General features: G+C 49.0%; 9 protein-coding genes. 6 read left to right on the top strand and 3 right to left on the bottom strand.

Annotated features, from left to right (window positions below):
* On the top strand, window positions 1-1,182 hold the full coding sequence (locus ORJ00_RS06660) for a multidrug effflux MFS transporter (RefSeq protein ID WP_027670004.1): 1,182 nt from the start codon (window positions 1-3) through the stop codon (window positions 1,180-1,182).
* Here the strand turns inward: ORJ00_RS06660 and ORJ00_RS06655 are convergent.
* Window positions 1,179-1,331 carry a hypothetical protein gene (locus ORJ00_RS06655; protein ID WP_169338535.1) on the bottom strand — a complete coding sequence of 51 codons (153 nt, stop codon included), beginning with the start codon at window positions 1,329-1,331 and terminating at the stop codon, window positions 1,179-1,181. The genes ORJ00_RS06660 and ORJ00_RS06655 overlap by 4 nt on opposite strands.
* A gap of 140 nt (window positions 1,332-1,471) precedes the next feature.
* On the opposite strand from ORJ00_RS06655, the gene pyrC reads away from it, so the two are divergent.
* Complete coding sequence (pyrC, locus tag ORJ00_RS06650) at window positions 1,472-2,503, top strand: dihydroorotase (protein WP_306136741.1); 1,032 nt, start codon at window positions 1,472-1,474, stop codon at window positions 2,501-2,503.
* Between the two features lie 144 nt (window positions 2,504-2,647).
* Here pyrC and ORJ00_RS06645 read toward each other — a convergent pair whose 3' ends face one another.
* On the bottom strand, window positions 2,648-4,150 hold the full coding sequence (locus ORJ00_RS06645) for a YifB family Mg chelatase-like AAA ATPase (protein ID WP_305976525.1): 1,503 nt from the start codon (window positions 4,148-4,150) through the stop codon (window positions 2,648-2,650).
* 183 nt (window positions 4,151-4,333) lie between these two features.
* Here ORJ00_RS06645 and ORJ00_RS06640 point away from each other — a divergent pair, with 183 nt between their 5' ends.
* The 3 genes from ORJ00_RS06640 to ORJ00_RS06630 are packed head-to-tail and all read left to right on the top strand — an operon-like array spanning window position 4,334 to window position 9,056.
* Window positions 4,334-6,631: an efflux RND transporter permease subunit gene (locus tag ORJ00_RS06640; RefSeq protein WP_306139349.1), complete on the top strand. Its 2,298-nt coding sequence runs from the start codon at window positions 4,334-4,336 to the stop codon at window positions 6,629-6,631.
* Window positions 6,624-7,415: an outer membrane lipoprotein-sorting protein gene (locus ORJ00_RS06635; protein ID WP_305976527.1), complete on the top strand. Its 792-nt coding sequence runs from the start codon at window positions 6,624-6,626 to the stop codon at window positions 7,413-7,415. The genes ORJ00_RS06640 and ORJ00_RS06635 overlap by 8 nt, the downstream gene beginning before the upstream one ends.
* 18 nt (window positions 7,416-7,433) lie before the next feature.
* Window positions 7,434-9,056, top strand: a complete 1,623-nt coding sequence (locus ORJ00_RS06630; RefSeq protein ID WP_306139347.1) for a FimV/HubP family polar landmark protein — start codon at window positions 7,434-7,436, stop codon at window positions 9,054-9,056.
* A 35-nt stretch (window positions 9,057-9,091) separates the two neighbouring features.
* Here ORJ00_RS06630 and ORJ00_RS06625 read toward each other — a convergent pair whose 3' ends face one another.
* A complete protein-coding gene (locus ORJ00_RS06625) occupies window positions 9,092-9,640 on the bottom strand; it encodes an SRPBCC family protein (RefSeq protein WP_306139346.1) in 549 nt (182 codons plus the stop codon).
* A gap of 240 nt (window positions 9,641-9,880) precedes the next feature.
* Between ORJ00_RS06625 and ORJ00_RS06620 the strand changes: the two genes are divergently transcribed.
* Window positions 9,881-13,084 (top strand): DEAD/DEAH box helicase, encoded by a 3,204-nt coding sequence (locus ORJ00_RS06620; protein ID WP_306139345.1) that lies wholly within the window; start codon window positions 9,881-9,883, stop codon window positions 13,082-13,084.
* The last annotated feature ends 5 nt before the right edge of the window (window positions 13,085-13,089 follow it).

Below are 13,089 nucleotides of genomic sequence, written 5' to 3'. Positions count from 1 at the left end.
ATGTCACATAAACCCGCTGGCTGGATTATTTTACTGCTTGCAGCCGTTGTTGCCACTACGCCGCTGGCTATTGATATGTATCTGCCCGCGATGCCAATTATGGCGCAGCAGTTAGATACCTCTATTGGCATGGTGCAGCAATCTCTTAGTATCTTTTTAGCATTTTTCGGTATCAGCATGCTGGTGTGTGGCCCGTTAGCGGATAGCCTGGGGCGGCGTCCCCTGGCAATTTTCGGCCTAAGCGGCTTTGTGCTGGCCAGTATTGCATTGAGTTTAGTGAGCTCAATTGAATGGTTTTTAGCCTGGCGGGCGGTGCAAGCACTGTGTGGTGCAGCTGCCACCGTTGTAGTGCCTGGTATAGTCCGTCACATTTACCAAGAGCATACTGCTAAAGGTATGTCATATGTTTCTATGATTATGATGCTCGCGCCGCTGCTAGCCCCTGCAATTGGCAGTGGCGTGCTATGGCTGGCAAACTGGCAAATGATTTTTGTCACGCTGGCCGGTTACGGCGCCGTGGTGCTGTTGCTAAGCTGGCGTTATTTGCCTGAAATCCGTACTTCGGCTCAGCAGGTAAAACCCACATTTCTATCTGGCTACAAGGTAGTATTTTCCCGTGTATCAGCCCGGCCTGACATCGCAACATCCATGTTCGCGTCTTTTTCTTTTTTCTGTTTCCTTACCGCTGTGCCCTTTGTTTACATCAAATTCTTTGGTGTGAACGAGCAGCAATTTAGCCTATTGTTTGGTTTTAACGTCGCAATGTTGATGCTGGCAAATTTTGTCAACAGCAAAGTGGTAACGCGCCTTGGGCCACAACGCATGTTGCGTGTTGGGCTGGTGCTAGCCATGATCAGTGCCAGCGCGTTGGCGTTGTTTAATTTCTGGCAGTTATCTCTGGTGTACACTGTAGTATCCATTGCGCCGTTAATGGCAAGTTTAAGCTTAATTGCCACCAATGCAGACGCGATGATTCTGATGAAATTTCCTGATAACAGCGGTACCGCAACAGCCGTTATTGGCACCTTACGCTTTGGCATAGGCGCACTGGCCGGGCCACTGCTGGCCTTTTTTTATAATGGCACAGCGCTGCCATTTTCATTGTTAATGCTGCTCGGCGTGCTTTGTATTGCAGTTAGCCAGTTATGGCACAAACCCACTGAGCAATCTACAGCAAACTAAATCTTGCAAGCACCGCCGCTGCATTCATCGTCGTCATCACCAAACTGCGGCGCCTCAGCACGCTCCAATTCGGCTTGCTGCTGGCGCTCTACATTCTGTTCAGCGGCAGTAAAATCAAGATGGTCCAGATCGAAATCTAAGTCAGACATTGTCAAGCTCCTGTCAGGTAATGGCACAAAGTGTAGCAAACAAAATGGCCATTGCTAAAGATGATTTAACCAATGCAGCTCGCCACTGAACTTGATAGAATAGTCGGCAGTTTTCGCCCCACCGCCTGCAGGAGCCACGCATGACTAGCTTAACCATTCAAACCCCGGACGACTGGCATTTACATTTTCGTGATGGTGATATGTTGCTGGAAACCGTCCCCGCAACAGCACGCCAGTTTGCCCGTGCTATCGTCATGCCAAACTTAGTGCCGCCAGTAACTACCGCAGCCATGGCGGTGGCGTATCGCGAGCGGATATTGGCAGCACGCCCTGCGGGCAGCCAGTTTCAGCCGTTAGTTACGTTATTTTTAACTGACAAAACCAGTGCCACAGATATTGCTGAGGCTAAGGCGGCGGGTGTGGTCGCGGCTAAACTGTATCCGGCTGGCGCGACAACAAATTCATCAGATGCCGTTAGCGCATTGGATAGCTTGTACCCGGTGTTTGAAGCCATGGCTGAGCAGGGTATGTTGCTTTTGGTACATGGTGAGGTAACCGATCATGATATTGATATCTTTGATCGGGAAAAAATCTTTATCGACCGCTACCTGCAGCATATCGTTAACCGTATTCCAACGCTAAAAGTAGTGTTTGAACATATCACTACTGCGGATGCAGCCAGCTTTGTCGCCAGCAATGCCGCCAATATTGCCGCCACCATTACGCCACAGCACTTGCTATTAAACCGCAACGACTTGCTGGTGGGCGGCGTACGGCCGCACAATTACTGTTTACCGGTATTAAAGCGTCGCACACATCAGGAAGCATTGCGCGCTGCGGTTGCATCGGGGTCGACTAAATTCTTCTTAGGGACAGACTCTGCACCACATGAAAAACATCGCAAGGAGTCCGCTTGCGGTTGTGCCGGTTGTTATAGCGCACACAGTGCAATAGAACTTTATGCTCAGGTGTTTGACGACTTAGGTTGTCTGGATAAACTGGAAGGCTTCGCCAGCCACTACGGCGCAGACTTTTACGGCCTGCCGCGAAATAGCGGTACCGTAACGTTGCAAAAACAGCAGTGGCAGGTACCCAATGAAATTAGCCTGCCAAACGGTAACCCAATAGTACCGTTTTATGCCGGTGAAACATTAAACTGGAAATTAATTTAACTTATCGGCTCAGGCGTAACACATGAGCCGATATACTCACGTCAACACGCCGCAAACCCATCCCTGGGGGCTCGATTTGGCCATCCAGGCCTGCAACGGTTGACTTAGAGTACATCGCGACTCCTGCTTTAATCTACCCGTGGGTCAGTTCTTTAAATAACTCAGCAGCCGCTCTAACGCACGGTAGCTGAGTGCCTCCATTAAATGTGCACGACTTATTTTTGGTTGCTGTTGCAAATCGGCAATACTGCGGGCGACTTTAATTATTTTATGGTAGGTGCGGGCCGACAGCTTAAAGCGATGAATAGTGTCTTCCAAAAATTGGGCATCGGCCTGTTGCAACGGGCAAAAATCGGCAATTTCACTGCCACTTAAGCGCGCATTGGCTTTACCCTGCCGGGCCAATTGCAACTCACGTGCTGCCAATACTCTTTCGCGCACCTTAGCACTGCTTTCTTCCTGTGTTCGTTGGCTTAACATACCTTTGGGCAATAGCGGCACTTCAATTTGCAGCTCAATGCGGTCAATAAAGGGACCGGATAAACGATTTAAATAGCGCATCACCTGTTCCGGGGTGGCGCGCCCATCCTGATGATGCCCTGTTGGGCTGGGATTTAACGCCGCAACCAATTGAAATTGTGCCGGAAATTCGGCTTGCCGTGCCGCCCGGCTAATATGCACTACGCCAGTTTCCAATGGCTCTCTTAAAACATCCAGCACCTTGCGCGGAAACTCAGGTAACTCGTCTAAAAAAAGAATGCCATGGTGTGACAACGAAATTTCACCTGGCCTTGGCACTGAACCACCCCCGACTAACGCCACTGCCGAGCTGGTATGGTGCGGGCTACGAAATGGCCGTTGCTGCCAGTCGGTTAAATTACGTTGCAAGCCTGCAATAGAATAAATGGCCGCCGTTGCCAGTGCTTCCTGTTCCGTCAACGGTGGCATAATGCCGGGCAGGCGCTGCGCCAGCATCGATTTTCCGGTACCAGCAGGGCCCAGCATTAGCAAGTTATGCTCGCCAGCCGCAGCAATTTCTAATACCCGCTTGGCATGAGCCTGCCCTTTCACATCGGCCAGATCCGCTTGCTTTGACACTTCACGTGCCGGAAGCGCAGGTATCGCCGGCAATGCCTGTTGTGCCAGTAAAAAGCTGTGCACTTGCAACAAATGCTCGGCACCGTGCACCGCGACCTTAGGTACCTGCTGAGCTTGCTGGGCATTAAGCATTGGTAGCACAACTTCACGCCCGGCATCCCGACACGCTATCGCCACCGGAATTTCGCCCACTATCGCCCGTATTTCACCAGACAACGCCAGCTCGCCGCAAAATTCATACCCCTGCAAACTTTTTTCGGCAAGCTGGCCAGAGGCCACAATAATGCCCAGCGCTATGGGTAAATCAAACCGACCGCCTTCTTTAGGTAAATCGGCCGGGGCAAGGTTAACGGTAATTTTACGGTCTGGAAACGCAAAGCCGCTGTTTACCATCGCACTTCTTACTCTGTCGCGAGATTCCTTTACCGACGTTTCGGGTAACCCAACCAGCTGAAATGCCGGCAAACCATTACTAATATGCACTTCAACGGTAACTAAAGGGGCATCCAGGCCATGTCGGGCCCGACTGTACACCACGGCCAGTGACATCCTGTCTCCTGTCTTTGACATTTAAAAGATAAATAATGTTTAGCATAATGTTAACTATTAGCAAGCATAAATATTCCAATTAGCCTGCAGTTAAATCAGCTACACTGTTAACCGAGCCAGGGAAAGGCAATTATTATCGCTCAAGCTGTTGCTCGGCATAACAAAATGGGCTTTGGAGAAAACATGAAACAACTTTGGTTAACCAGCGTATTAAACACGCCTTGGCGGGTGTTGTTTGGCTCATTGCTACTAACCTTGTTAATGGGTGCAGGCATTAGCAAGCTAGAGTTTCGCGGCGATTACCGTATTTTCTTCTCAGCCGATAACCCACAATTGCTCGCCTTTGAGCAAATGCAAAATGCGTTTAATAAAAGTGACAATATACTTATTGGCATCGCCCCTGCTGACGGCAATGTGTTTAGTGCAGAGACCCTCAGCCTGATCCTTCAGCTGACTGACGCGGCCTGGCAGACCCCGCACTCTATCCGGGTTGACTCGTTAACTAACTATCAGCTTACCGAGGCCGACGAGGATGACCTCATGGTAGGCGATCTAGTCCCGCAGTCGATGCCATTAGCCCCACAGGCGTTAGCCCGAATTCGCCAGATTGCTCTTAACGAACCAAGCATAGTTAAACGGCTTGTAGCCGACACTGGCAAAGTTGCCGCTATTAACATTACTGTGCAATTTCCTGAGGTAGATAAAAACCGGGAGGTGTTTGATACTTATAATTTTGTGAAGCAACTCACTGACGAGTTCAGTCGGCAATATCCTCAGGTTCAGTTCCATCTGGGCGGTGTTATTGCTATGAACAACGCACTGGCCTCTGAAGCAGAGCAAGACGCGCGCACACTTATTCCGCTGATGTTTTCGATGATCATTATCATGTTAGCGCTATTACTGCGTTCTATAGTGGGTGCGCTGGCGACCATTATTATTATTGTTATTGCTATTGTTAGTACCTTAGGATTAGCGGGTTGGGCTGGTATTTTCTTAAGTATGACCACAGTGAATGTCCCAACCATATTAATGACTCTGGCGGTGGCAGACTGTGTGCATGTTATCGCATCCATGCAATTTGCCCTGCAGCGCGGCGATAACAAAGCCAATGCTATTCGCTACAGCATGCAACGTAATATCATGCCGGTGTTTATTACCAGTTCAACCACGGCCATTGGCTTTTTAACACTTAACTTTTCCGAAGTCCCTATTCTGGCGGATTTGGGAAATATGAGTGCAACCGGTGTTATGCTGGCATGTGGTTTTAGCCTGATAACCTTGCCCGCCTTGCTGTATTTACTGCCACTTAAGGCCAGCCTGGTACCGAAACCAGAGAGCAGTACCGTTATGGATAGGTTGGCCGGTTTTGTTATCCGCCGCCATAACCTGCTATTGCCGATAATGTTACTCATAATGCTGGCATTTACCGGCTTTATTAGCCTGAATAAAATTAATGATGAGGCAGTAAAGTACTTTTCGCCCAATACCCAATTTCGCCAGTCGATGGACTTTCTTGATCAACATCTTAGCGCGTCGGCTTCCATTGATTTTGCGTTAAATAGCGGGCAAAGCAGTGGCATAAACCAGCCAGAGTTTATTGCTGCTGTAGACAGTTTTAGCCAATGGTTAGCGCAACAACCAGAAGTTGTGCACGTCAACGCTATTAGCGACACCTTTAAGCGGTTAAATAAAAATATGCATGGCGATGACCCGGCGTATTACCGCATACCGACTGCATCGGACGAAGCCGCACAGTATCTGTTGATGTACGAAATGTCACTGCCGTATGGCTTGGATTTAAACAATCAGCTTAATTTGGATAAAAGCGCGACACGCATTGCGGTATCGCTACAGAATATGGGTAGTAAGCAAATTACTGAGTTTGAGCGAAAAGCACTAAGCTATCTGACACAACATTATCCGCAATACTCCGCTAGTGCCGCCAGTACCGCATTGATGTTTGGTCACATTGGCGAGCGTAATATGGCCTCCATGCTACAAACACTGCCACTGGCATTGTTACTTATTTCACTGTTACTGGCGTTAAGCTTGCGATCCTGGCGTATGGGGTTAATTAGTTTGGTGCCAAACATTGCGCCTGCCGCTATCGGCTTTGGTATCTGGGGCTGGTACTCGGGTGAAATTAACCTGGGATTATCGGTCGTTGCCAGCCTGAGTTTGGGCATTATTGTCGACGACACCGTGCACTTCTTGGCGAAATATCAGCACGCTCGTCAGGAGGGGCGTAACACCGAGGCCGCCGTGCGTTATGCGTTTACCAGTGTTGGCCGGGCACTCTGGATCACAACTGCGGTGCTCATCGTCGGTTTTAGCGTACTAATGCTATCCAATTTCCGGTTAAATTCGGACATGGGGCTGTTAACAGCTATCATTATCTTTACCGCACTGGTAATAGACTTTTTATTCTTACCTGCGTTTTTGTTGAAATTTGACACCAAGGAATCCAAGCGCCATGCGTAATTATCTCTCTACCTCATTGCTATTGCTTAGCCTGGTTAGCGCGGTTAACTGTGCCACGCTATTGGCCGATGAAGCGAAGGGCCTGGCTATCGCACAGGAACGTAAAAACCGCGATGCAGGTTGGGGTGATAGTGAAAGCCTTACTTCTATGATATTACGCAGCGCGGGTGGTGACGAAAGCCGCCGCGAAATGCGTACCGCAGCGCTTGAGGTACAAGGTGATGGTGACAAGGGGTTAACCCTATTTGATGAACCTCGCGATGTGCGCGGCACCGCGTTTTTAAACCACGCCCACCCCACTGCAGAGGATGACCAATGGCTATATTTACCCGCACTAAAACGGGTTAAACGCATTGCATCACGCAATAAATCCGGCCCCTTTATGGGTAGCGAATTTGCCTATGAAGATTTAAGCTCATTTGAGCTGGCTAAATATCGCTTTAATTATCTGCGGGACGAACCCTGCGGTGACGGCCAGTGTTTTGTTATTGAGCAAACCCCTGCTGATGAATACTCCGGTTATAGTAAAACAGTTGCCTGGCTCGATAAAACTCATTACCAGCCGATTAAAGTAACCTACTACGACCGTAAGAACAGTTTGCTGAAAACGCTTAGCTTAGAGGACTACAAACTCTATTTGGAAAAATACTGGCGGCCGCACAAACTTACCATGGAAAATCACCAAACCGGCAAGAGTACTGATTTACTGATCCACAACATTCGCTTTAACACCGGCCGCACAGCGGCTGACTTTGACACCAATGCGCTGCAACGCGCGCGCTAGCAGCAGGACGTTGACGCAATGCGTACACTTTTAACAGTTGTGGCTCTTATTTGTACTCAGGCACAGGCAACTGAAACAACCTTAGGACCGGTACAAAGCGCCGATACCTTGTGGAAACTTGCTACCCAAGCCAGGCCTGATGATCAGGTAGCTATGGTGCAGGTCATTTATGCGTTGTGGCAAGCAAACCCGCACGCATTTACGCTTAATAATATCAACGCATTACGTCAAGGTAGTCAATTAAATATACCGCAGCGCCAACACATGCTTAGCATTCCGGTTGCGGTTGCCAGGCAGTGGTACAACAATGCGATTACCATTCCTGCTGGCAGGCCCGCTAAAGCCTCTGCCAACGTATCAAACCAAGCCGCTGCCGAAGCAGAACAACCAACAGCCGTACCGGTAGTTACACAAGCAACTGAACAACATGACGATACACCACCGCAACCCACCTCAGTGCCTGCAATACCTGCGCGACAACAAACTAAAACCCAAGCAACAACCTCTGTCTCTGGGTTTACCCCGCCCAGTCAGGATTATACCTTAACCTTGCAACAACGTTATTACGCCAAGCCAGGCGATCAGGCACAAGCAAAATCACATAGCCGGGCCAGCGTGAGTGCCGAATGGGTATGGCAAAGTAACGACCGTGCACACCTGTTGGCGCTAGAACCGTTTTTACGCTGGGATCAGCAAGATACTGAAGGTAATTTAATCGACCTGCGCCAGGCATACTGGCAATACGCTGGCGACGGCTATGATATTAAAACCGGCGTAGACATTGTGTTTTGGGGCGTTACCGAGTCCCAACATCTGGTAGATGTCATTAATCAAACAGATTTAATAGCCGGTGTTGATGGTGAGGCAAAGCTTGGCCAACCCATGTTCAACCTCAATAGGTATGGCAGCGCCGGCACGCTGGCGGTATATATTTTGCCGTACTTTCGTCCACGCACACTTGCAGGACAGGACGGCCGCTTACGACCTCCTCTGCCGGTAAATTCGGATCAGCCGTTGTATGAATCGGCACAAGCTGAGCGCAATCTGGATTTCGCCTTGCGCTGGAGCCAGCAGTTTGGTGCCCTGGACTTGGCTTTAAGCTATTTCGAAGGCAACAACCGTGAGCCGATATTACTGCCAAGCGCTGAAAACACCCTGCAACCGATGTACCTGCAAATGCAGCAATTAGGCATTGAGGCGCAGCTCATCAGCGGGAGCTGGATTTGGAAACTGGAAAGCATTTATCGTAAAACCCGGCAGCAGGATTTCAGCGCCGCCACATTAGGCTTTGAATATACCCAGGTTGGCGTATTTGAAACTGACTGGAATTGGGCTTGGATTGCTGAGTATCAGTATGACAGCCGCCAGCAGCTCGCGCCGGTACCAGGGCAAAACGACCTGTTTATAGGCAGCCGTTTTGTTGCCAACGATGCCGCGGGTAGCGAAATGTTGCTGGGGCTGTTGCAAGACTTGGATAACAGTGCCAGTAAGAGTGTCAAACTGGAAGCCTCCATGCGGCTGTCTAACACGCTTCGGCTAAGAATAGACGCCTGGTTATTTCAAAGTAATCTTCCGTCTGACACACTGTACTTTATTCGACATGACGATTATTTTCAGCTGAGTCTGGACTATTATTTTTAATTTTTGCATTGAGTTTAGCTAGCTTATTTGACCGCTTACTCTGTTGCCGTCGGGCTTTCTAAAATCAACCGTAAATTATCAAGCCCTTGCTGCAAGTCTGTCGCTATCACGTTTTCCACATCCATAAACAACAGCATCAGGTTCATTGGATAAGGCACATGCCCCTCAAAGCCCCAGGTTACGCGGGTTTGCTCGGGCGAGATGGCCTCTGTCTGCATATAGGCCGGCGATGTTGCAGCAAAAGGTGCCATAAAACGTAGCTCATAATCGATGCGCTGCGCTTCAACTATCGCTTTAATTTCCTGCTCGCCGGTACCCACATCCGGGTTGTCACTATGCCAACTCGAGACAAAACCAACGGTACCATCTATGCCACGAGAAGACTTTTGCATATTGGGGTCCATGCTCGCCCAAACGCTGTAATTATCCTGGTTTGATAAAAAACGGATGTAGTCAAACACCACCTCCTTAGGCTGCTTTATCACTACCGTGGTATCCACTTTGTAATCTTGCTTAATAAACAGCGCAGTAATCAGCGGTATAGCTACCAGCATACCGATGACCAACAATAATTTTTTTAGCATAGTGAATTATCCTTATTATTATATTTTTCACCGAAATAAAAGCGACCAGTGATGCTGTGCCATTTTTCCGCTTAAACATAGCTGGCTTTTTATTAACCCTCCACTTCAAGACAAAACTGGCGTTAACTCATCAGCTCACTGGATAATAATTGCAGATATTTGCTTTATTTCACGCTATCGCATTTGGCTTAAGGCAAAACTGCGGTAGCATTACGCCTTTGCGTTCAACTTTCAGACGTTATGACTACAGAAACTGCGTTCCCCCTTAGCCAGCAACAGCTGGAACAATGGTTTGATGCTGTTACCTTTCAACGGGCGCAGGCGTATCTGCAAGCCGGTAAAGTGGTTAAGCTGGAATACAATAGCGACCTGTCTGACATTAGCGCTCAGGTGTGGGGCGCGGCATTTACGCCCTACCGGCAATTTATCAATCTTAAACACACCAGCGCGGGCTGGCAGCTGCAGAATCGGTGTACCTGCCCGGTTGGCGCCAATTGTAAGCATGTACTGGCCGTATTATTGCGCCTGCAACGCGATTATCAGCAACATAAGCTGCAACTTGAGCAGCGTCCGGTGCGCCAGCTTAATCAGTGGTTTGAGCAGGTTGAACAGTCGCAAATGCCGGCTCGGGAAGAAAAAGACGTCGTACTGTATCTGTTGTCGTATGGCCAGGCGGGCTTACAGCTAAGCCCGCGTCGGGTTAGAGAGAGCAAAAAAGGCGGTTATACCAAAGGCGTAGCCATCGGCAAATATGACTTAGTAAGCCCGGCGATACCGCATTGGATAGAGCAGCAGGATTACCGGCTATTAAGTTACTTTCGTGCGCAAAGTTTGCGCGATCTGCCATTGTTAGAAGGCGACTGGGGCTATCAGTTGTTACAACAATTGCTAAGCAGCGAACGCTGTTTTTTCTCTGAAGCACGCTATCCGGTTACCTCTGGGCCAAAGCGGACACTGCAATTTATCTGGCAAGAAACAGTAGCTGGCCAACAACTGGGTTGGCAGTTAGACGATGCAGACCGCGATTTTGAATTAGTCTATACCGACCCGCCTTGTTATTTAGACACCAGTTATTATCAGCTCGGCGAACTGGATACCAACCTCAGTAGCAACCAACTCAAGCTGCTTAACAAAATGCCGCCTATACCGCAGCAAGCTTTAATGTCTAGCGTTAGCCGCCTACAACAACTGTTTAAACAAACCAGCCTGCCACTTCCGGCTGCACCGGGTTTAAAGCAAATTAAAGCCAAACCCAGACCCGTGTTACAGCTAAAAATGTTGCCGCAAAAAAGCCGCGGACGAAACGAGCCTACCGCGGTACTGCAGTTTCAATACGACAACTACCTGTTGCCATTAGATCTGACCCAGGCCCAAACCGAATTGAAACAAGACGGCGATACCATATTTGTAAAACGTGATCGCAGCAGCGAAACGCATGCTCTGGAACAATTACTGGCCCTGGAGCTAGTGCAATTACCCCCATTGGCAGCCCCCTATACTGACCAATGTGGTTTTGGCGTTGGTGAAGGCCCTGATAACCCGCTACTTTGGCAACCGCTGCTAGATGCGCTGCCAGAGCTTGAGCAACAAGGCTGGCATATTGCACGCGATGAAAACTTTAATCTGGACATCCTCACGGGCAACCCCTATTTGCAAGTGCAAGACAATGCTGTTGGCGGCTTTGCATTAGCAATACAGGTTGATATTGATGGCACCCAGGTACCGCTATTACCTCTGATCAGCCAATGGCTGCGCCAGCATGGCCTGCCAGATGCCGATAAGCCCATCTGGCTGTCGTTACCGCAAGGCAAATTGGCGTTACCTTTGGCACTGATCCAACCCTTTATTGACACCATTATTGAGCTGCTAAACCCCAATAGGCCACAGTTCAGCATGGACTTGCCGGCTTTTAAAGCGGCGCTATTGCCGCCTGAAACAGCAAAAGACATTCAGTTTTTAAATGCACAACGGGCACAAAAATTAACCTCACTGCTGCACAACTTTGCAGGTATAACACCGTGCGATTTGCCAGAGGGCCTGCAAGCGTCTTTACGCGACTATCAGTTGCAAGGCCTAAGTTGGTTAAGCTTTTTACGTGAGTTTGGGCTTGGCGGCATTTTGGCCGACGATATGGGGCTGGGTAAAACGCTACAAACCTTGAGTTTGTTGTTGGCATTAAAACAACGAGGCGAGCTGACACATCCGGCCTTAATCATTTGCCCTACCAGCCTGCTTGGGAATTGGCTGGCAGAAGCGGCACGCTTTACGCCGCAGTTGCGTGTGCTACAGATACATGGCAACAAGCGTCAACCCTTGTTTAATGCTTTAGCTGACTACGATGTTATTGTCACCAGTTACCCGTTAGTGGTGCGGGATCATAAGTATTACCAAAGCCAACCTTTAAGCGCCGTTATATTGGATGAAGCACAACATATTAAAAACTCGGGCAGCCAGGCGGCTAAAGCGGTACGTTTACTCAAAGCCGATTTTAAACTAGCGCTATCTGGCACGCCGCTGGAAAATCATCTGGGCGAATTAAAATCTATTTTCGACTTCGTATTACCTGGCCTGCTTGGCAACGATACGCATTTTAATCAAGTGTATCGTAAACCGATAGAAAAACACGGCGATACTGAGCGCGCGCATGCGTTAAAAGCCCGCATTGCTCCCTTTATGCTGCGCCGTACTAAAGCACAAGTCGCCAGTGAACTGCCTGAAAAAACTGAAATAGTGCAGTTGCTGGAATTAGAAAGCGACCAGCGCAACCTGTACGAAAGTATCCGTTTGGTGATGGAAACCAAGGTACGTGAACTGTTTGTACAAAAAGGCGTTGCTGCAAGCCAAATCCAGTTTCTTGATGCACTGTTAAAATTACGCCAGGCCTGTTGCGACGCCAGATTAGTGCCGGTAGAACATGCCCGCTCGGTGCAAAGCAATGCTAAATTACAATGGCTGCGCGATACGCTGCCAGAAATGCTGGAAGAAGGGCGTAATATTTTACTGTTTAGCCAGTTTGCCAGCATGCTAACGCTAATTGAAGACGACCTGAATGCACTGGGTATTCGCTACAGCAAGCTGACCGGCCAAACCAAACATCGCCAAGCGCAAATAGATGCCTTTCAAAATGGCGAAACACGGGTGTTTTTAATCAGTTTAAAAGCCGGTGGCACCGGCCTAAACCTTACCGCTGCCGATACCGTTATTCACTACGATCCCTGGTGGAACCCGGCAGCCGAAGCGCAGGCGACAGACCGCGCTCACCGTATAGGTCAGCAAAAAAATGTGTTTGTTTATAAATTAATTGCCAGCAATACCGTAGAACAAAAAGTGCAATTACTACAAGAACATAAGCGCCAGCTAGCCGACCAATTGTTCTCCGGCGGCAAAGGCCAACCGTGGCAAGGTAAGGCTGAAGATTTACTGGCGCTATTTACTACAGACTAAGTTTA

The organism is Rheinheimera baltica, assembly GCF_030731985.1.
Classification (GTDB): domain Bacteria; phylum Pseudomonadota; class Gammaproteobacteria; order Enterobacterales; family Alteromonadaceae; genus Alishewanella; species Alishewanella baltica.
The sequence above is the reverse complement of the archived record's forward strand: the minus strand, read 5'-3'. Positions and strand labels throughout refer to the sequence as shown.